General features: G+C 47.1%; 17 protein-coding genes and 1 pseudogene. 14 read left to right on the plus strand and 4 right to left on the minus strand.

Going from position 1 to position 21,338, the window contains the following annotated elements:
• Positions 1 to 31 precede the first annotated feature (31 nt).
• A complete protein-coding gene (locus HMPREF9447_RS04620; protein WP_009128529.1) occupies positions 32 to 1,165 on the plus strand; it encodes a UDP-N-acetyl glucosamine 2-epimerase in 1,134 nt (377 codons plus the stop codon).
• Here HMPREF9447_RS04620 and HMPREF9447_RS04625 read toward each other — a convergent pair.
• Entirely contained in the window at positions 1,138 to 2,001 is an 864-nt protein-coding gene (locus HMPREF9447_RS04625; protein ID WP_009128530.1) for a glycosyltransferase family 2 protein, read from the minus strand. The genes HMPREF9447_RS04620 and HMPREF9447_RS04625 overlap by 28 nt on opposite strands.
• Positions 2,002 to 2,321: 320 nt before the next feature.
• On the opposite strand from HMPREF9447_RS04625, the gene HMPREF9447_RS04630 reads away from it, so the two are divergent.
• The 10 genes and pseudogenes from HMPREF9447_RS04630 to HMPREF9447_RS04675 all read left to right on the plus strand — a co-directional run bounded on the left by HMPREF9447_RS04630 (position 2,322) and on the right by HMPREF9447_RS04675 (position 14,159).
• Positions 2,322 to 4,910, plus strand: a complete 2,589-nt coding sequence (locus HMPREF9447_RS04630) for a DUF5686 and carboxypeptidase-like regulatory domain-containing protein (protein ID WP_044137445.1) — start codon at positions 2,322 to 2,324, stop codon at positions 4,908 to 4,910.
• Positions 4,911 to 4,933: 23 nt separating this feature from the next.
• A complete protein-coding gene (locus HMPREF9447_RS04635) occupies positions 4,934 to 6,202 on the plus strand; it encodes a replication-associated recombination protein A (protein WP_009128533.1) in 1,269 nt (422 codons plus the stop codon).
• A gap of 465 nt (positions 6,203 to 6,667) precedes the next feature.
• A complete protein-coding gene (locus HMPREF9447_RS04640) occupies positions 6,668 to 7,624 on the plus strand; it encodes a D-2-hydroxyacid dehydrogenase (protein ID WP_009128535.1) in 957 nt (318 codons plus the stop codon).
• Positions 7,625 to 7,782: 158 nt separating this feature from the next.
• Positions 7,783 to 8,895, plus strand: coding sequence for an endonuclease/exonuclease/phosphatase family protein (locus tag HMPREF9447_RS04645; protein WP_009128536.1), 1,113 nt, complete (start codon positions 7,783 to 7,785; stop codon positions 8,893 to 8,895).
• Between the two features lie 62 nt (positions 8,896 to 8,957).
• Positions 8,958 to 9,203 carry a DUF3791 domain-containing protein gene (locus HMPREF9447_RS04650; RefSeq protein ID WP_009128537.1) on the plus strand — a complete coding sequence of 82 codons (246 nt, stop codon included), beginning with the start codon at positions 8,958 to 8,960 and terminating at the stop codon, positions 9,201 to 9,203.
• Between the two features lie 36 nt (positions 9,204 to 9,239).
• Positions 9,240 to 9,428 (plus strand): annotated as a pseudogene (locus tag HMPREF9447_RS04655) (DUF3990 domain-containing protein); the annotation flags it as partial.
• Positions 9,425 to 9,652, plus strand: coding sequence for a hypothetical protein (locus HMPREF9447_RS04660; protein WP_009128539.1), 228 nt, complete (start codon positions 9,425 to 9,427; stop codon positions 9,650 to 9,652). The pseudogene HMPREF9447_RS04655 and the gene HMPREF9447_RS04660, both read left to right, overlap by 4 nt.
• A gap of 38 nt (positions 9,653 to 9,690) precedes the next feature.
• Positions 9,691 to 11,274, plus strand: coding sequence for an endonuclease/exonuclease/phosphatase family protein (locus tag HMPREF9447_RS04665; protein ID WP_009128541.1), 1,584 nt, complete (start codon positions 9,691 to 9,693; stop codon positions 11,272 to 11,274).
• Between the two features lie 176 nt (positions 11,275 to 11,450).
• Complete coding sequence (locus HMPREF9447_RS04670) at positions 11,451 to 11,594, plus strand: hypothetical protein (protein ID WP_157225274.1); 144 nt, start codon at positions 11,451 to 11,453, stop codon at positions 11,592 to 11,594.
• 171 nt (positions 11,595 to 11,765) lie between these two features.
• Positions 11,766 to 14,159: a DUF3987 domain-containing protein gene (locus tag HMPREF9447_RS04675; RefSeq protein WP_009128545.1), complete on the plus strand. Its 2,394-nt coding sequence runs from the start codon at positions 11,766 to 11,768 to the stop codon at positions 14,157 to 14,159.
• Positions 14,160 to 14,419: 260 nt separating this feature from the next.
• Here the strand turns inward: HMPREF9447_RS04675 and HMPREF9447_RS04680 are convergent, their stop codons facing one another.
• Positions 14,420 to 14,656 carry a DUF4248 domain-containing protein gene (locus HMPREF9447_RS04680; protein WP_009128547.1) on the minus strand — a complete coding sequence of 79 codons (237 nt, stop codon included), beginning with the start codon at positions 14,654 to 14,656 and terminating at the stop codon, positions 14,420 to 14,422.
• A gap of 307 nt (positions 14,657 to 14,963) precedes the next feature.
• On the opposite strand from HMPREF9447_RS04680, the gene HMPREF9447_RS04685 reads away from it, so the two are divergent.
• The 3 genes from HMPREF9447_RS04685 (at position 14,964) to HMPREF9447_RS04690 (ending at position 16,107) form a co-directional block, all read left to right on the plus strand.
• Positions 14,964 to 15,470 (plus strand): HU family DNA-binding protein, encoded by a 507-nt coding sequence (locus tag HMPREF9447_RS04685; RefSeq protein ID WP_009128549.1) that lies wholly within the window; start codon positions 14,964 to 14,966, stop codon positions 15,468 to 15,470.
• An 89-nt stretch (positions 15,471 to 15,559) separates the two neighbouring features.
• The gene (locus HMPREF9447_RS28375) at positions 15,560 to 15,664 is read left to right on the plus strand and encodes a smalltalk protein (RefSeq protein ID WP_009128551.1); all 105 of its coding nucleotides are present in this window, start codon (positions 15,560 to 15,562) and stop codon (positions 15,662 to 15,664) included.
• Positions 15,664 to 16,107, plus strand: a complete 444-nt coding sequence (locus HMPREF9447_RS04690) for an N-acetylmuramoyl-L-alanine amidase (RefSeq protein WP_044137754.1) — start codon at positions 15,664 to 15,666, stop codon at positions 16,105 to 16,107. The genes HMPREF9447_RS28375 and HMPREF9447_RS04690 overlap by 1 nt, the downstream gene beginning before the upstream one ends.
• Before the next feature lie 62 nt (positions 16,108 to 16,169).
• Here HMPREF9447_RS04690 and HMPREF9447_RS04695 read toward each other — a convergent pair whose 3' ends face one another.
• Together HMPREF9447_RS04695 and HMPREF9447_RS04700 are read right to left on the minus strand one after the other, a co-directional pair.
• Positions 16,170 to 18,614 carry a choice-of-anchor J domain-containing protein gene (locus HMPREF9447_RS04695; RefSeq protein ID WP_009128554.1) on the minus strand — a complete coding sequence of 815 codons (2,445 nt, stop codon included), beginning with the start codon at positions 18,612 to 18,614 and terminating at the stop codon, positions 16,170 to 16,172.
• A gap of 13 nt (positions 18,615 to 18,627) precedes the next feature.
• A complete protein-coding gene (locus tag HMPREF9447_RS04700; protein ID WP_009128556.1) occupies positions 18,628 to 21,327 on the minus strand; it encodes a TonB-dependent receptor in 2,700 nt (899 codons plus the stop codon).
• Positions 21,328 to 21,338 lie beyond the last annotated feature (11 nt).

Here is a 21,338-nt window from a genome sequence, read left to right on the forward strand (position 1 = left end):
TGTCTCTTGGAAATTAAAAAAAACAGCAAAGATGAAAATAACAATTGTGGCGGGAGCACGCCCCAACTTCATGAAAATAGCGCCTATCACCCGTGCCATCAAAGCCGCACAGGAAGCAGGAAAGCGAATCTCTTACCGACTGGTCTACACTGGACGTCAGGATGACACCAGTCTGGATGCTTCCCTATTTTCCGACTTGGACATGAAGCAGCCCGACGGTTATCTGGGCGTCATCGGACACGACCACTCCGAAGTGGCAGCTGCCATCATGCTTGCTTTCGAGAAGGAACTGAACAATTATCCCGCACAAGTGGTCCTCGTTGTAGACGACCTCACTGCCACCATGAGCTGCTCCATCGTCGCCAAGAAGCGTGGCCTGAAAGTGGCCCACCTCATTGCCGGCACCCGTTCTTTCGACATGAACATGCCCCGCGAAGTAAACCGCACCATTGTAGATGCCATCTCCGACTATCTGTTCACAGCAGGCATGGTTGCCAACCGCAACCTCAACCAAGAAGGCATGATACCCGAATACATCCATTACGTAGGAAATATACTAATAGATACCGTCCGCTACAACCGTCACCGCCTGTTGCAACCTGTGTGGTTCTCTTCCATGGGACTGGAGAAGCGCAGCTATTTGCTGCTTACCCTCAACCGGCACGACCTGTTGACAAAGAAAAAGGTACTCAATGCCCTGATGCAGACATTGGTAGAGAAAGCTGAAGGCATGCCTATCATTGCCCCTTTGCATCCTTACGTGCAGAATGCCATCAAGGCACTCGAAATCTCCGCTCCCAACCTGCACATTCTTCCGCCACAAAGCTATCTGCACTTCGGTTACCTCATCAACCATGCCAAAGGCATCATCACCGATTCCGGAAACATCGCCGAAGAGGCCACTTTCCTCGACGTACCCTGCATCACCCTCAATTCCTATGCTGAACACCCCGAAACATGGCGTGTGGGCACCAATGAATTGGTGAATGAAGATCCTGCCGCTTTTGCCTCCATGCTGGAAACAATGTTGCACGGCGAATGGAAACACACTACTCTACCCGACCGTTGGGACGGACGGACGGCAGAACGCATTGTGCAGACGTTGATTTATGAAGAATCAAAAAGCGCACCAAAGAGTCAGGAAATGGACAACCTACAGAAATAACCCAATTTATAAAAAGCGAAAAGTCGCAGGGAAGGATGTTTCCCGGTAAGATTTTTCTCCAGAAGACTTTCGGACATACGGAAAATGAAAGCGGTGAGTGCCACAGCATGAAACCGCTTCACTCCGTTGTACCAACGCAACAAACGGACGTAAGGAAGCAACTCCTGTTCATATCCCAATAGGTTTTTCACAGAACGGCGTGTCTTTGCCAGAAAGGCAAAAGTGTCCTCCTCCACCAGATGCCAAACAGGATTCTCAATATGCAGCACAGGTACCCCCGCCGCCTCCAACCTTCTTCCGAAAGCAGTGTCTTCATATCCCAAATGAAACGTTTCATCAAAACGGACACTCAAAAAGATTTCCCTCGGAATCAAGAAATTCATACTTATGAATCGTTGATAAGGTTGCTTGTTCCGCTCAGTTGCCGGCTGCGCTTCCACCTGCATTCCATACTTATACCGCAGAACCGCCCCCTCCACTTTCTTATAGGAAAATCCGCCACAAACAACATGTTCGCCCACATGATTAAGGTATGTCGAAAGAAATTCTGCCTCCACAGGTCGTGTATCCGTATCCAAGAAAAGCAAATAAGGATAACAAGCCTGTTCTCCCAGATAATTTCGGACAAATGCCGGACCATGATTTTCTTCAAGTTCAAGCACATGGCACCCTTTCAATACATTCAGTACCCGATTCTCTTCCCGCACCTCTTCACATGACGCATCATCTGCCAACAGGATTTCAAAAGGAATCTTCGTCAGCAAAGCCATCTCATGCAGCTTCTTCACCAATGAAACGCAATTGATATTATATACCGGAATAAGGATGGATAACATTGCGCAAATATACTTTTTCTTTCGTTTGCCCGAAAGAAAAAGTATCAAAAAGAAAGGGCACGGGCTCAGTCTACGGTGCTACTCCGACACTGCCAGGCACAGGTAAGGGGCGATTGTCTGAGCGAAGCGAGTTCGAGCCCCGTCTGTGCATGGCAGTGTCGGAGTAGCACCGGAAGTGCAGCCTTGATTTTTTCTTTGGTATCTTTCTTTTGCATCAAGGCAAAAGAAAGTACATCCCCCCAAGTACATATACTTTAGATTATATTTGTTTCTTTTTTAACCTTAAATTGTTACCTTTGCAGCCTCATACTGACTTAAATATGAAACAACAATATACAACTTTCATCCTTTCTCTGTTCTTCTTACTCGTCGCGCACAGCGCATCCGCACAGATAAAAGGTGTCGTTACCGACTCCCTCACCAACGAACCGTTAATGTACATCACCGTTCAATATGAAGGAAAAGGCGTGGGTGCCATCACCAATGCCGAGGGAGAATATGTGGTAGAAACCCGTAAAGGCTGGAATGAACTCACATTCTCAGCCATCGGATACACTACCAAAACCGTCAGGCTGCAACCCACCACCAAGGTACTGAACGTGAAACTGGCACCAGCCGACGTCATGCTCTCCGAAGTAGTGGTGAAGCCCCAGAAAGAGAAATACTCCCGCAAGAACAATCCTGCTGTGGATTTCATGAGAAAAGTCATTGAAAACAAGAAACAGCTGAAGCTGGAAACCAATGACTACTACGAGTACAGGAAATACGAGAAGATGAAGATGTCTATGAACGACGTCACCCCTGAGAAGATGGAAAAAGGCATCTACAAGAAATTCTCATTCTTCAAAGACCAGGTGGAAATATCCCCCAAGACCAACAAGATGATTCTCCCCATCTCCATCAAGGAAACGGCTTCGCGCACCATCTACCGCAAAAGTCCCAAGAGCGAGAAGACCATCATCGAGGGTATGAATTCCAGTGGCATTGAAGAATTCTTCAACACCGGAGACATGCTGGGAACCATCCTCACCGATGTCTTTTCCGACGTCAACATCTACGATGATGACATCCGCCTGTTGCAACGCCGCTTTGTCAGCCCCATCGGACGAGGTGCCATCAGCTTCTATAAATACTACCTGATGGACACCATCATGGTGGACAAACAGGAATGCGTGCACCTCACCTTCGTTCCGCAGAACTCTCAGGACTTCGGTTTCACAGGCCACCTCTATGTAGTAAAAGATTCTACCTATGCCGTGAAGAAGTGTACCATGAAACTACCCAAGAAAACAGGCGTCAATTTCGTGGATAACCTCGACATCGTGCAGCAATTCGAGCAGATGCCGGACGGCAACTGGGTGCTCACCGACGATGACATGACCGTAGAGTTGGCATTCATCAAAGGAACCCAAGGCCTTGAAGTGCAGCGCACCACGAAATACAGTGATTACAAATTCGACGAGATAGAACAACGACTTTTCCGTCTGAAAGGTAACGTCATCAAAGAAGCCAACATGCTCAACAAGAGTGACGACTATTGGGCGCAAGTCCGCCAGGTTCCCCTCACCAAGAAAGAGAGCAACATGGACGTCTTCATGAACCGCATCGAGCAAATCCCCGGTTTCAAGTACGTCATCTTCGGTGCGAAAGCCCTGATTGAGAACTTCGTGGAGACGGGCACCAAGAAGAATCCGAGTAAGTTCGACTTCGGACCTATCAATACCACCATCACCAGCAACTACGTGAACGGCACGCGTTTCCGTCTCAGCGGTATGACCACCGGTAACCTCGATCCCCACTGGAGTTTCAGCGGATATGGCGCCTACGGTACAAAGGACAAGAAATGGTTCTACAAAGGACAAGCAGCGTATTCGTTCAACAAGCGCGAATATGTGTTGTGGGAATTCCCCAAGCATTACATTGCCTTCGATTACAGCTACGACGTTATGTCTCCTATGGATAAGTACCTCTCGACGGATAAAGATAACATGTTCGTCGGCTGGAAGTGGACCAAAGTAGACCAGATGTCGTACATGCGCGACGCTACCCTGACTTATGAACTGGAAACTAATGCCGGCTTCTCCATCAAAGCCATGGCGCGCCACCGCAACGATGAACCTGCCGGAGGCGTACTGCAATACTGGAAAAACGACGGTAACATCGCCGGTTCATGGGACGATACCAATACCTTCATCAAGGATATCACCACCACCGAACTGGGCGTCACCCTGCGTTATGCTCCGGGCGAAACATACGTCAACACCAAGCAACGCCGTGTGCCCGTATCGCTGGATGCACCGATATTCTCCCTCTCCCACACCATCGGTCTGAAAGGCGTGCTGGGTGGCGAGTATAATTTCAACCTCACCGAGGCCAGCGTCCGCAAGCGTTTCTGGTTCGGCTCGTGGGGTAAACTGGACATCACAGCCCGCGCCGGAGCGCAGTGGAACACCGTACCGTTCCCCCTGCTGAACCTGCCCATGGCTAACCTTTCATACATCACCCAGCACAACGAGTCATTCAGCCTTATCGACAACATGGAGTTCCTGAACGACCGTTATGCCTCTCTTGCCCTGACGTATGACATGAACGGAAAACTCTTCAACCGCATCCCGCTCCTCAAAAAGCTGAAATGGCGCGAAGCTTTCCGCATCCGTGGTATGTATGGCACCCTGACGGACAAGAACAACCCGTACAAGAGCCACAACAGCGAACTGTTCCTCTTCCCCATGCGCGATGGTGTGCCCACCAGTCACGTAATGGGTAGCACTCCCTATCTGGAAGCCAGCGTAGGTATCTACAATATATTCAAACTATTACATATCGAATATGTTCGCCGCCTCACTTATACCGATATTCCGGGAGTAAAGAAAGGTGGCATCCGTTTCATGATATTAATGATTTTCTAAACAAATATGAATTATTAACTCACATGACCCCATTAGCAGAAAGGCTTCGCCCTAAAACCTTAGACGAATACATCGGTCAGAAACATTTAGTAGGACCGGGTGCGGTGTTGCGTAAAATGATTGACGCAGGACGTATCTCTTCATTCATCCTATGGGGTCCTCCGGGAGTAGGCAAAACAACTTTGGCGCAGATTATCGCCAACAAATTGGAAACTCCGTTTTATACGCTAAGCGCCGTGAGTAGTGGTGTGAAGGATGTGCGCGAAGTGATAGAGCGCGCCAAGAGCAACCGCTTCTTCTCACAAGGCAGTCCCATCCTGTTTATTGACGAAATCCACCGTTTCAGCAAGTCACAGCAAGACTCACTGCTCGGTGCCGTAGAACAAGGCACTGTTACGCTGATAGGCGCCACCACAGAGAACCCTTCCTTTGAGGTTATACGCCCGTTGCTGTCCCGTTGTCAGCTCTATGTACTGAAGTCTCTCGAAAAAGAAGACCTCATGGAATTGCTGCAACGTGCCATCACCACCGACCATATACTGAAGGAACGTAAAATCGAACTGAAAGAAACCACCGCCATGCTCCGCTACAGTGGTGGAGACGCGCGTAAGTTGCTCAACATACTGGATCTTGTAGTCTCTTCCGAAGCCAACGACCCCGTTATCATTACCGATGCAACCGTCACCGAGCGCCTGCAACAGAATCCCCTTGCCTACGATAAAGATGGAGAAATGCACTATGATATCATCTCCGCTTTTATCAAGTCCATCCGTGGCAGCGACCCCGACGGTGCCATCTACTGGCTGGCGCGCATGGTAGAGGCCGGAGAAGATCCCGCCTTCATTGCCCGCCGCCTCGTTATCTCTGCTTCGGAAGACGTAGGACTGGCAAATCCGAATGCTTTGCTTATCGCCAACGCTTGTTTTGACGCCGTAATGAAAGTGGGCTGGCCCGAAGGACGCATCCCACTGGCAGAAGCTACCGTCTATCTTGCCACAAGTCCGAAAAGCAACTCCGCCTACATGGCTATCAACAATGCTCTGGAACTTGTACGCGAAACCGGAAATCTGCCTGTTCCTCTACATTTGCGCAATGCGCCCACCAAACTGATGAAACAGTTGGGATACGGTGATAACTATAAGTATGCGCACGATTATCCCGGTCACTTCGTCAAGCAGCAATTCCTACCCGACGAGTTGAAGGACCGACGGCTCTGGGAAGCACAGGACAATGCTGCCGAACAGAAACATGCCGAAAGGATGAAAGCGTTGTGGGGCGAGAAATACAAATAATGAAAATCAGTAGGTGAGTTTTACTCTTTCCTATTAGGTTTTGAATGAAATGATATACTGAGTATCTTCATTCCCCTCCTCCAGTCGGAGGAGGGGTGCCCTTTAGGGCGGGGTGGTAGGTGAGAAAGAATTCCTTATTTTTATGATTAATAGGTATTTTATTGTTTTACCTACCACCTCCCCCTACGGGTACTCCTCCTCCCGAGAGGAGGAGAATTAAGATAGTACTGCTTTAGTATTTGCTTCATTACTGCACATTAGCTTGTTTATACAGCTTCAATAATTCCAATATTTCCGAAGTAGATTTCATATTCCTACAAGTTACATCTATACAAAGATAGCCAAAGATAGGAAGAAAGCAAAGCAATCTGCAGCAAAAGAAAACACGCCAACAAAATTTCTCATTATATGTATTATGAGAAATCTTTTCCCTAAATTTGCATACTCACTTTAAATATATACAAAATGAGAATTGTAGTATTAGACGGTTACACAGCCAATCCCGGCGATTTATGCTGGGATAAATTGAAAGAGTTAGGCGAGTGCACAATCTACGACCGCACTGCCCCCGGCGAAGTTCTGGAACGTGCCACCGGTGCCGAAGCCCTCCTTACCAATAAGGTAGTACTCAACAGCGAAACGATCGCCGCCCTGCCCGATCTGAAATATATCGGCGTGTTGGCTACAGGCTATAACGTAGTAGACACCGCCGCCGCCCGCGAACGTGGCATCATCGTGACCAATATACCCGCATACAGCACTCCCTCCGTCGGACAAATGGTATTTGCCCATATCCTGAACATCACCCAGCAAGTACGCCATTATTCCGAAAAAGTCAGTCAGGGAGACTGGAGCAAGAGTTCTGACTTCTGTTTCTACGATACCCCGCTCATTGAGTTGCTCGGAAAGAAGATAGGTATAGTCGGCCTGGGACAAACCGGCTACAACACCGCCCGCATAGCCATCGGATTCGGTATGAAAGTCTGGGCTGTCACCTCCAAGTCGCGCCTGCAACTCCCACCGGAAATCAGGAAGGCAGACCTCGACCAGGTATTCCACGAATGCGATATCGTCAGTCTGCACTGCCCCTTGACGGACAGCACCCGCAATCTGGTAAACGCCAACCGCCTCGCCCTGATGAAGCCCACCTCCATCCTCATCAACACCGGACGTGGCCCTCTCATTAATGAACAAGACCTTGCCAACGCTCTGAACACCGGACAAATCTATGCCGCCGGACTGGATGTCCTCTCTGAAGAACCACCCCATACCGACAATCCGCTGCTGACTGCCCGGAACTGCTTCATCACCCCGCACATTGCCTGGGCTAATTTCGAAGCACGCCAAAGGCTGATAAATATCACAGTAAGTAACTTAAAAGCATATATTGACGGGAAACCGGTAAACGTAGTAAAAGGATGATATAAATACCTATTTATCATATAATAAGGAATTCTTTTCTCACCTACCACCCCACCCTAAAGGGCACCCCTCCTCCGACTGGAGGAGGGGAATGAAGATACTCTGTATATCATAACGTTTTATTATCATTCACAAATCAAACCACTCTTCCAAACATCATGGGAAAATCAGAAATCAAAAGTCTCTTCCTCAGCATTCCGGTCCTCCTGACCATCGCCTTGGCCCTCATCACAATGGTAGCCGCTTTCTCCGGGAATTTCGACCCTGCCAATTCAAGATACATGCCCGTACTGGGACTGGCGCTCCCTGCATTATTACTCTGCAACTTATTGGTTGCCATTTGTTGGGCCTTTGCACGCAGACGCTGGGCATTCGTCCCCCTTGCGGCAATCGTTTTCAACTATGGCTACATCCTTGCCATCTTCCAGTTCAGCTTCACCAGAGAAATTCCCGAAGGGCACTACAGCAGCAACTACGCTGACGGTTACCTGAAAATAGCCACCTACAACGTCGGCAACTTCGGCGGTGAAATCACCGGCTACTCCTGCAAAGAGATTGCCCGTTACATGAAAGAACAGAAAGTCGATGTCCTCTGTTTCCAGGAGTGTGGCGACAACCAATACTTTCCTATGGACAGCATCCGCAAAGTGTTTTCACACTGGCGATACGCCATGATTCCCACCGAAGACTCTATTCGCGGAGTGCTCCCTATTGCCGTCTTCAGCCGATACCCGCTCATCAACCCGCAGTTCATCTCCTACGCCCAAAGCGCCAACTGTAGCATGCAGTGCGACATCGTCCTGGGTCGCGACACCGTCCGCCTGCTCAACAACCACTTGCAAACCACCAGCGTCAGCCAGAACCGCCGGAAATGGGAACGCGGCCTCGCCAACACCAACGACACCCGCCGCGAAGCCGAAGTCGTTCAAGGCGCCATCACCTCCCTGCACGATAACTTCGTGAAGCGTGCCGAGCAAACGGACACCATCTGCCAACTCGCCCTCGCCAGTCCCTACCCCGTGCTGGCCTGCGGTGACTTCAACTCCTTGCCGTCTTCCTACACTTATGCCGAACTGAGCGATATCCTCAAAGATGGTTTCCGAACCAGCGGCCGCGGCTACATGTACACCTACCGTTACTTCAAACGCCTGCTGCGCATCGACTACGTTTTCCATTCTCCCAGCATCCGGGGATACCGCTACTATTCACCCGACCTGGATCTGTGCAGCGACCATAATCCGGTGCTGATGGAGATGAAAATAAAGAGATGAAACGACCTTCATTCTCAAATAAAAGATTTATATTTGTCTATTGATTAAAAACATACTGTATTATGAATAATCAAAAAACAAACCTACAGATGCCCGATGTGAATGAGTTGAACTTTACAATAGCTCTCATTTCCGAATTTTCCAAACGCTTTAATTTGGGACAGAAACAAGCATTCAATTACATCAACCGCTTTAAAGGTATGCAATTCCTTCGTAATCATTACCAGAGTTTGCATACCCAATCGTTTGATGACGCCATAGACGATATTCTTACAGTATGCCAACACAACGGAGGGAAATTAAAATGAAACTATACCATGGCTCCAATGTAGAAATACATATTCCCCGTACATCATTATGACATCGTCATTGGTCCCATTGCCGACGATGGTGTCACTTTTCAACTAAGACGCTTCTCAACCGGAATTATTCCTATGGAAAAGTTAATAGAAGAATTGAAATTCAATAAAGGAAAAACTATTCAATATTTCTTCGGTACAGAAAAAGCCCTTAATTATTTGATAAAGTTATGATAAAACAAGAACAAATTCAATTCCTCATAGAAGAAACAACCCGGGAAATCATCATATATTTAATGCAAGACTTCGGGTACGAGATGGATAAGGCTCTTGAAACATTCTACAATTCAGATACTTTCGAACGCCTGAATAATCCGCAAAGCGGACTTTATTATCAAAGTTCCGGCTATGTATACAATTTTTTGAAAGAAGAACTACTCACTGGGAAAGTGGGATGAAAGAAATCTCCCCCCTCACCCTTTAAACAAAACCGCCTATGAAAGCACAATTACTCCTAATCCTCCACTTCCTGCCCGCCCTGTTGTTTGCCCAGCAAGAAGTGCGTTTCCCCGACGACTTCAAGACGAGCGCCCTGGACGGGAAAGAAGTAACCATCACCAACACGCTGACTCTGACGAACAACTATAATTATACGTATGGTTCCATCACCCTTTCCAACGGCCAGCTATGGACCCCTACCGAGAAGCACCAGCCGGGTGCGGACATGTTCAGCCAAGAGAATAAAGCTAATCAGGAGAATCAAATCACCGTCAAGCAAGGTGCTTTCTCCTTCACAGATGCCAATGCCACCTGCCGCATCGGACAGACCGTAGAGCGACTGACCGGAACCGCCAGCTACAGCAACGGAACATATACCCTCACGCTGACCCGGAAACCCAACTTCAAGGAAAACGAGCGCCCCACGTCCTGCAACATCAACGAAACGTATAACCTGAAAGTGGCCAGCTTCAATCTGGAACACCTCAACAAAAGTGCAAGTACTTACAACATCAAGCTCAACAAAGTGGCCCTCGCCCTGCAAGCCCTCCAAGCCGACATATACGCCTTGGTAGAAGTGGAAGGAGCCGCCGGACTGGAAGAGCTCTGCCAACTCCTGAACGAGAACTGCGACACGCAGAAGTACAAGACACGGTATTATAGAGATAACGTGCAAGGCATGGCCTGTTTCATCTACAACAGCGAAACCGTCACCCACGTTGGTGCCATCAGCCCAAATAAGCTGGCAGATAACTATCTGCCCGACCGCAAAACAGCTCAGGGTTTTCAACTGAACAGTAACCGTGAACGCTTCATCCTTTGCTGCAATCATTGGAAATCCAAATCCGGCACCAACGTTCCGGAGCAATATAAAGACAAAGGCGACGGTCAGGGTGCCTACAATCCCCGCCGTGTGCAAGAAGCCGAAGCCACCCTGCGATTCATCGAAGAAATAAAAAAAACCTATAACGACCCCGACGTATTGGTGGTGGGCGATCTGAACGCCTACACCTGCGAAGATCCTATCCGCACCCTTGAAGACGGCGGTCTCATCAACCTGCTGACCGCCTATGCCCCCAACGAATACAGCTATGCTTTCTTCAGCAATGGCAGTTATGCCACCGGTTATCTGGACCATAGTTTGGCAACCAGCACCCTCGAACAGCAAGTGGTCTACGCTTGTCCGTTCCGCATCAATGCCGATGAACCTCAGAGAATAGACATTGACCAAAACGGCGTACAGACGGACAACATGTACCGCTGTTCCGACCATAGTCCCATCGTCACCTTCATCAACCTAGAAAGTAGCAGCACCGGAATCGAAGACGTCGGCACTTCCCAACCCGCCATCCGCCTGACAGGCGACCCGCGCAGCGGCTATCTCACCCTGATGAGCAGCACAGAACTTACCCGCGTGGAAATCGTCAGCAGCAGCGGACAAACCATCGCCTCGCACGACACTGCCGGTAACACGGAGAAACGCTTCAATCTACCTGTCAAGGGACTGGCACACGGTTTCTACTTGATACGCGCCTACGACGCACAAAGCTGCTGCGCCACCTGCAAAATGGTGTTGCCATAGTACAAAGATACGGCCATCAGATATAATTGTAAACTTTAGAGCCTGCTTAAAACAATGTTTTTTTAAGCAGGCTCTAAAGTTTTTATTATCTTTGCAGTTCAAATAATAAATTCAACAAATTAGTAATGGATAACAAAAGCAAATTTACTCATGATGATTTACATAAACTTCATGATATGGAAGATTTTATCAAAGAAATTGAAACACTGAAAAAAGACATATCAGTACGTGGATATGAGAAGATTAAGCGCATCAATAGAAGTTCATGCAAAATCATTAAAGAACATGACAAGAAACACAAAAAAGATAGTCAACGTTAAGATTTATTAAATTTAAAATACTACATTTTTAATACACTAACTCACTTATACACAAGTATATAATATATTGAAAATGTTTGAATTTGAACAAACAATTATTTACTTATTCGTATCTTTGCAAGCGTGCAAAAGCAACAAAGCGGAGCACAAAAGGTAAATTCATTTTTAATTATGATGGAAGAAATAAATTCCGATGAAGAAAGTCTATCCGGGAATTTGGTATCCGAGTTCTCCGGTGTACGAAGCAAAGTTTCACAGGTGATTAGTATCAAACAGTATTTCGAGAAAATACAAGGTGACGAATTCAAAGACCGCGTGGTGCGCTACCGCACCCTGCGGCAGCAACCGGGACACGAGGCCGAAGCGCAAGCCATCAAGGGCAAGATGCCCTGCATCATCCCCGCCGGCATCTGCCAGGGCGGACATGCAGCCAGCAACCTCATCGAGCTGAGCCACATCTCCAGCATCGACCTGGACTATACCGACGAGCGCACCGAAGAAGTATTCGGAAAGCTGAAAGAACTGCCTTATGTAGTGGGTGCCCATAAAAGCATTTCCGGCAACGGCTGCAAGGCTTTCGTATTGATTGCTATCCAAGATTCCAGCGAATACAATGCCTATTACGCTGCCGTGTCAGCAGCCATCAGCAGCTACGTAAATCACCCTTGCGACCCGAAGTGCAAAGACATCACCCGTCCCTGCTTCTACTCCTGGCATCCCGAAGCGTACTTCAACCCCGATGCCATCCCTTTCCGCCTGCCGGAAACGGAAAAAAGCTCAGTGCCGGAAAACACTGTTCCTGCAACACCCGTTCCCGCAACGCCCGTAGCATCCGCCTCACCCCAGCCTGTTCCGCAAGCCCCCGCTCCCGGTTTCCTTGCCCAATTCGTCAGCGACTTTGAGCACCTCAACCCCTTCGTGCGCGGCGAGCGAAACGACATCGCCCTGAAGCTGGGACGCATGGCCCGCAGTAAAGGTTTTTCGATTGAAGAACTCGAAAAAATCACTTCTGTTTTTTCGCAACATTGGTCCAACGCCGATTTCACAGCAGAAGATATCCGTCAACGCGTGCAAGCTGGTTATCAATTCATTAGCACTCTTCCTAAAGTCCCCCAAGACACCAATCAGGGTCCACTTAGGTCCAGGGTCCACCCGGCCCCACAAACGACCCGCAATGACTCCGAAGAGGAAGACGTTTTGTTAGAAAATAACAACGAGCTACGTGCCTCTGCACCCTATTTCCCGGAGGAAGTTTACGAGCATCTGCCACCCTTTTTGAAGGATTGCGTCAAGTATGCCAACAATCCCCGTGAAAAGGACATCACACTACTGAGCTGCATGAACTGTTGTGCCGCCTGCCTGCCCGGCACACGTTTCATCTACAAGAACGCCGAGTTCTCTCCGAACTTCTATTCTGCCATCCAGGCTCCTTCCGCCGCCGGAAAAGGAGTCGTCGGCTTCTGTATTTATCTGCTCGAAGCCACGCAGAAGCACTACGACCGACTGCGCCGCAAGCAGAAGAAAGAATTTGAAGAAAACATGTTCGCCTGGGAAACGGAAATGCAAAAAGCCCGCCGCGAAAAGCGCAAGCCAGACATCAACCTCAAGCCCGAGGAACCCAAGTACGTCTACATCAAGATTCCCAGCACTATTTCCAAGAGTCGTCTCATCGCCCACCTGCGAGACAACGGTCTCGTGGGCGGCAGCATGACGAGTACAGAAATCTACACCATGATTTCCGCCATCTCACAGGAGTGCGGCAACTTCACCGACATCCTTTGCAAAGCTGCGCAGCACGAAGAGATAGCTTCTTCCTACAAAGTGGATGGCGACCCCATCAGCGTCCAGACTCCCTACCTGTCGCTCCTCCTCTCGGGCACGCAAGAGCAGTTCATCGCCTTCTTCCAGTCGCTCGAAGACGGGCTCTACAACCGCTTCTCCATTTACACCCGGCAGGCACAGTACATCTGGGAATCGTGCGCCCCGAAAGAAGGAATAGATTTGCGTACCTACTTCCGTGAATTGGGCGAACAACTGGCCGAGATGCACCTGCACTTGCTCGAGTTCCCCACACGTGTCACCTTCAGCGAGGCACAGTGGGAAGAGCACACACACCAGTTCAGTGAGCTGCTGGATAAAGCCATCATTGAAGGAACCGACGCACCGGGCGGTATCATCTTCCGTCACGGTCTGCTTGCCATGCGCATCGCTGCCCTGCTCACGGTATTCCGCAAGTGGGAGGACTTTAAATTCGCCAAAGAATATCGCTGCTCGGACGAGGATTTCAATACGGCGATGAGTATCATTCACGTACTCATTGAGCACAGTCTGCTGATGAGCACGGCGCTACCTGCAAGCAAGCATCCGCCGGTGGCCATACACAGTTTTCACCGGGTGAATAACGTGTTAAACACTTTGCCAACTAATTTTACTTATACTGAATTCTTGAATGCGGCACATGAGAAAGGGATATCCACCACTTCCGTCAAGCGTATGCTGAAGAAAGCCCAGAAGTGCGAACTAATTATTAAACAAGAGGATACATACCAAAAAACAGGAAAATAAGCCCAAAACAGGGGCCGGGTGGACCCTGGACCCAAGCGGACCCAAAACGAAGAGATGAGACGGAGAATTCCGTCTCATCTTTGTAAGGATATACACAAAAAGATGAGAGTGTGTCAAAATGAATATTAGAACACCCCCATTGCAAGGGCAAAAAAATAATTGCAAGGGCTAATGAAATTATTGCAAGGGCAAACAGATTTATTGCAAGGGCAAACCATTTGCCATTCCTATTTTGTATTTGCAACCTCCATCAGCACAACTCACGGTTCGCCCAAAGCATTCACAATAAGCCTCACTTGTGCAGGTGTATATTGCTTTGCGCAATGCCGCAGCCCCTTATCCTCTAAACCCTCTTTCAGACCGGGATTCAGTGCAATCCATTGATTGAGTTTTGCCACAGCCGTTTTGGCTTCGATGTTCGGACAGTAAAGCTGTGCCAACTCGCTTTTGCCGTAAGTGCGGCATTGAAATTCATTATCTTCTTCGCTGGTTTTCATATAATAAATTCATTATTTTATTTCCCATAAAGGTACTAATAATTAGCGAATTATCAGTCAATATATACGCTTTTTTCGTCGATAAACAAAACAGAAACTACATATAACCAGTGCGTAAGCTGCATGCCAACTCCGGTAAAATTCATATCCCCTGTTATCCCCCGTAATCCTATGTTATCCCTCGAAAATCCCCGGAAAGTCCGGATAAGTCCGAAACTCCCCTGACGGCTGTCGTATCTTTGAGGTATCAAAACAAGCTTGTTGGACAATTAATAATTAAAATTTAAAAATTAATAATTAAAAAGTTATGGGAGTATTTTTCAAGAAAGAAGAGTATGCCGACCCCACCAAGAAGGATGCGGCAAAGATGATTTATCCCCGACTGGTGACGCTGGGACAGAGTGTCGATCTGGATGTGCTGGCATACAGAATGAAGAACGTGAGTTCGCTCTCCAAAGGCGACATCCAGAGTGTGCTTACCAACTTCGTGGAGACGATGCGCGAATGTCTGTATGCTGGACAATCGGTAAACATCAAGAACTTCGGTGTATTCTCACTGAGTTGCGAAGGCGAAGGTTCCGCCACCCGTAAGGAGTGCACAGTGGAGAAAATCAAACGGGTGAATATCAATTTCCGACCTTCCACCTCCGTCAAGGTGAATCTGGTGGCCACCCGTGCCGGAGAAAAAATAGAGTTCATCGACCTGCAAGCCTACCTCGAGGCACAGCAGGCCGGCGGCGGAGGCAATTCCGGTGGTTCGGGAGGCTCCGGCGGTTCAGGAGAAGGAGGCCTGGAAGAGGATCCACTGGGATAGAATCTAACGCCTTTGGCGTTAGAAATTAAAAATTAAAGGCTGCGCGATGGGTGAAGCGCAGCCCACTAATAACTAATATTTGATTTGGTATGAAAAAGAAAATGAGTTGGGATGCGATATTGAAGGTGGTAATTGCGGTGGCTTCGGCTGTATTGGGAGCGCTGAGTGCGCATGCAATGACGGGGAAGATGTAATGAGAAGAATAAATCTAATCGTCATTCACTGTTCCGCCACTCGTGCTGACCGCCACTACACGGAAGCGGAGCTCACTGCCGATCATCTGCGACGGGGGGTCAGCGAAGCGGGGTATCATTATTACATTCGCCTGAACGGGGACATCAAAAGCCTTCGTTCCGTAGAGAAGGCCGGGGCGCATGCACGGGGTTACAATGCGAGTAGCATAGCTGTTTGCTACGAGGGTGGACTGGACTGCCACGGAGTGCCCAAAGATACGCGTACAGAGTGGCAACGACATTCTCTGCGGGTGCTGGTAAGGACATTGAAGATGGATTATCCGGAAGCAAGGGTGGTAGGACACCGGGATTTGAGTCCGGATGTGAATGGAAACGGAGAGGTGGAGCCGATGGAGTGGACGAAGGAGTGCCCGTGCTTTGAGGTGAAGGGGGAAAGGTGGTAAAGGTAGGATAAAATAAACCCCGGAAAAAACTTCCGGGGTTCATTTTATAGAAACAATGATTCTTATTCTTCTTGAAGAGAGAAGTTCTTAACTTCAAACGTAGAAGCACAAGTTGCATCACTCGTATACTTAATAGCTATGCGAATAACCTTATCATTATACTTGCTGAAATCAGTTTCCATTGGAATGAAGGTAAAGCTATCGGGCCATGTTGCAAATTCCAATTTTTCCCAGGTAGCAGTAGTCACATCATTAGTATAATCTGTAGAAACGCAAACACTAATATAATCTTCTGCTTTTGCTCCATACAGATAATTTAGACCGGCTTCAAATCTTAATACAGGAGTTAAAGCACCCTTCAAATTGATTTCCGGAATAAGCAACCAACTTTCAGTAGTCTTATTGCCCCCCAAATATCCGGTAGCTTTCCAACCGTATTTAGCATCGAGAATCCAAACATAGTCTTTTCCGCCCAACTCAACATCCTGAATTGTACATCCACCTTCATCACCAATAAAGGTATTTGCATAGTATACTTTCGCTTCGTTCCATACACCGTTCGCTTTGATAAACAACATCGTGGTAGGCATAACCTTAGCAGTTTCCGTCCAAGTAGCACCGTCATAAATGAACTCGGTTGCAGAAATAGCCTGGCTACTACTGCTGTAATAAACCACAGCTACAGTCAAGTCTGCCTGAGCATACGGATAAGCATTCTTCAGATAAATCGGCAAAGTTTCTCCCGGTTTGCTGACATAGGTAGCTCCCATCTTAGCATAATCGGCAGGTTGCAATACAGCGACAGTTACATCCGGAGTGGTGTATTCTTTCCAAGTGCTGGTTGCTGCGTCATACCGGTATACAGCAGAAGTGTTGTATTTTGCAGCAGCACGCGTAGAGGCGAACATCATAGCAGAAGCTGCTTCCACTTCATTTTCAGGAACTTCCTTATACAGATAAACATCTGCATAATAGCCATCCTTAGGTTCTGTAACACTTATATTTTTAATCTCTATAGTAGGGGCACATGCCGAAGTACTCTTATATGCAAATGCAAGGCGTACTTTCTTTCCAACGTAATCTTTCAAATCAATCTTACCGGAATTAACAAAAGTCCAGCCCTTACCTTCCGACCACGTAGCGTTCAGTGTAGTCCAAGTAGCAGCCGTAACGTTATCTACATAATCAGCAGAAATCTTAGCTTCGATAAAATCAGCGCGGTTATTGCCATTCAGGAAGTTGATGGCAGCATCGAATGAAAGTGACGGAGCAGTAGCACCGGACAAATCTATTTCGGTAGAAACTAACCAGCTTTCAGTAGGATTGTTCACCCCACCAGCAAAAGCCGCAGCTTTCCAATAATTGTTCTGTGAATCGTATTTCCATGCATAAGTAACGCCTTCCAACTTGATGTCCTGGAAGGTGAAATCACCATCACTTCCCTTCATTGATGCATTCAGATAGATACCAAATGAAGAGGGCGGATATGAACCAAAAGAATAAGAACCATTATATTCATTCAATTTCACGGTCTTCTTCTTTTCAACATTCACGATAGAAGTTGTGCCATCTGCATTTTGAGAGAACTTCCAGTCACCACCGGTTGCAGGAAGAGCGCCCAGATTAAAACTATTATATGTTCCTGACAGATAAATGAACTTTTCATCCGGACGTTGCAGAGAATATCCGGTTGCAGTAGGAGTAACAGTCAATACATAATTCGAAACATCACTACTAATCAATCCATCGGTAACAGTCACAGCAGTACCAGCCATATAACCATAGGATTTTGTTTCATCCGTAAGTCTTCCAAAGGGAATGAGTTTTCCTTCTTTATCAGGAGCAACAAATACATAATTACCACCCTCAGCAGCCATTCCAGATACTTTCTGATAAACATTCGGAATTACGCCACCGCCGCCGATACTCGGTTCTGTCTCAGAATACGCATAGTTGACCATACGCATAGCACCATCAGCAGGATTCTCTACAGCTTGTTTCAGGAGGGCAGGGATTTTACTTATTGTAGACGGAGACAGGAACGAAGCAGAAACAGTTTCACCCCATACTGTCTTATAGTCACCGGAAGTAAGTTCGTAAGCGGAAATGCCATTGAAATCTGTCAGATATTCGGGCAGTTTCTCTGCATTATTGAAAGCCACCGTCACTTTCGATTCGTCGCTCAAATAAGGATAAAGGGTTTCAAGATAAGCAGGCAGATACCATGATGCTGGTGCGGTTTCCGTAAAATATTTGTTCGTGCCCATGGCTTCCAAAGCTGCCACAAAGTCTATTCCTTCCGGATCTACTTTATCCGTTGCAATCTTTATATTGCTCTCAAGTCCGGCAATTTTCTTATAGTCACCGTCTGCCAGGCTCAACTCGACATTCTGCACATCCTTAGGAATGGCAAGCTCGTCATAGCCCGGAAAGTTATCTTCGTTATAGTCGCAACTTGCCAAAAACAGCAAAGATGCGCACATGCTAAATACTATATTTTTCTTCATAATCTGTCTTGGTTTAGAAATTGAACTTCAATCTTACAGAATAGGTACGGCCGAAACCATAAAGCACACGTGTAGCACTCTCCCAATCGTGAGTACTACCATCACGAGCATCTGCAATGTATTCCTGATCGAGGACATTGTTTACATTTCCACTTAGAGTGGCACGTATTTTTCCAAAATCAAATGTATAACCTGCACTTAAATCAAATGTGCTATAGGATGGAATCTTCCACGGGCTACCAATTACATAAGGCTCATTTTGCGTTGCAACGTTGGCATTGATATCATAATCGGCAAAGTTACGTGAGAAGAAGTTCCAATCTACTCCCAAGCGCAGACCTTTTACCGGACGTACCCCTAACCCCAAAGCGGCTGTTGTCTGTGCCGAACCACCTACAGAAACGTTATCCATATCAATCTGATATTGATATTGTTCTGCATTTGCCATATCAGTCACTACATCACCACGAGTATTTTTCAACATTTGGCCTTGTGAGTCGAACAGGTATCCGGAAGCTACACCGCCCCAACGCCAGTCGCCCCAAGAGAACATACCTGTAACATCAAGCCAATTCAAAGGTTTGGCAACAAAATCCAATTCTACTCCCCAGTGGTCAGCGTTGGCACCAGTCATGTTCATAGCCCAACGCAAACCGTCTTGCGTTGTACCACTATCGTAAAGAGCCTTGTCCATCCAACGGGTATAGTACCCATTCAAGTTAGCAGTGAAGAAACGACTACGGTAGCCATATCCCACCTCGAACGACATAATTTTCTCGTTCTTGGCATCCGGGTTACGGTCATGTGAAGTTTGCGAATTGATGAAAGAAGTATCAAACATCGGCGCACGATTGATGTAGCCTGCGTTGACGAAGATATTATGATTCTCAGTCAGGTTATAGTTAGCACCTCCCTTGATGTTTCCACCCAGATAATTCTTGGTTGAAGACTTAGCCTTATCTTTACTATAATACATGCGGTCATAACGCCAATAGCCGGTATTTGAAGCACCACCGGACACAAAGGCGCTCAACTTATCCTGATTGTATTCCAACTGTGCAAACACGCCTTCATACATAACGAAGCCATCATAATCACGACGCAACACATCACCCACATTCAATTTTTGATTAATATAACTAGAATTACCACCTACGGCGGGGTTATTTTCTGCCGTAACGTTCTTTCTATTATAAGAATCAATAAAATAAGTACCTCCGAAAAGGTCTGTCAGGATATCCTGATGTAAGCCTTTGTAATAACGGAAATCAATACCGCCATAGAAATCAAAATTTTCACCGAGTTTAGTGGTGTATGTAGAGAGCAAGCCATACCAGAGATGATTGTTCATCATCTTACTCATTACCATCTTGGAACCGTTAGTACTTTCGGCATTCATTGTTTCAACAGCATCATAGTCAAAAGTTCCATCCGGACGACGGAATTGTGTGTTCACCAAACCGTTTGTAGAACCATACCATGAATTAGAGTAGGTGCTATCGCCCGTACCTCTATAACCATCTCCACGACCGATAGATACATAAAGAGCAGTACTCAAGCTTGATTTCTGATCAATCTGCCACAAGTGATTCAAAGAAATCTGTGGTTTGTGATAAGAGTTCTTGGAAGAGTTATAAGACTGTCCATGGCGATAACCGAAAGTAGAGTTATACTTATAAGGACTATCTTCGCCCATATATTGTTTTACACGCTGCCATTCTTTAATAGATAGACCATTCTGATTGCTACGTTGGTTATGCCACTGAGGAGCACCAAAAGCGGTCAAAGACAACTGGTGGTTGTCATTGAAGCGTTTAGCAATACTAACGAACCAAGTATATCCTTCAAACTCTGTACCTTGTATATATCCGTCACCCCAGGTCTTGGCTCCCAGCAAGGAGAATGCCCATCCGTCTTTAGACAAACCGGAGGAAAGATTAAACAGAATTTTATTATAACCATCATTGCCCATAGCGTAGGAAACAGAACCACCCTTCTTAGCTTCGGTAGTTTTAGTAATAATATTGATAGAACCACCTACTGCCGGAGAGGCAACTTTGGCAGCACCCAAACCACGTTGTACCTGAATGCTCCGGGTTACATCAGACAAACCTGACCAGTTTGACCAATATACCTTATTGTTCTCCATACCATTCATGGGTACACCGTTAACCATCATAGCAGAGTTTTCACTCTTGAAACCACGAATATTAATCTTACTGTCTCCAAAACCACCACCGTCTTTAGTAGCATATATACCCGGAGTAGATTTCAGGATTTCAGGAAATTCCTGTGTACCTAACTTTTCTTCTATAAAAACCGGATCAATAGTAGATACAGCTACGGGGGTTTTACGGGCAACTGCTATAGACGAAGTAATCGTAACGTCCGCCAGCATCACTGCATCCGGTTCCATTTTGATAGCACCCAAATCAACAGAAGCACCCTTCTGTGTAATCTTCTTCTTGAGGTCTTTGAAACCTACGTACTTGAACAACAAGGTTCCACCTTGAGCAACACTTTGTTTAAAATAACCATCAATGTCAGTCACCGTACCCTGTGAAGTGCCTTCTACCATAACGGCAGCTCCCACCAGCGGTTCGCCTGTTTCTGAGTCAACAAGCTGTCCCCTCACTGTAGTCTGGGCAAATGCCGCAGCACTAAATATGGACAGCACTGCCACCAACAGGAAATGAATTAGATGTTTTTTCATACTTCTGTTTT

It is taken from the genome of Bacteroides oleiciplenus YIT 12058, from assembly GCF_000315485.1.
Lineage (GTDB): Bacteria > Bacteroidota > Bacteroidia > Bacteroidales > Bacteroidaceae > Bacteroides > Bacteroides oleiciplenus.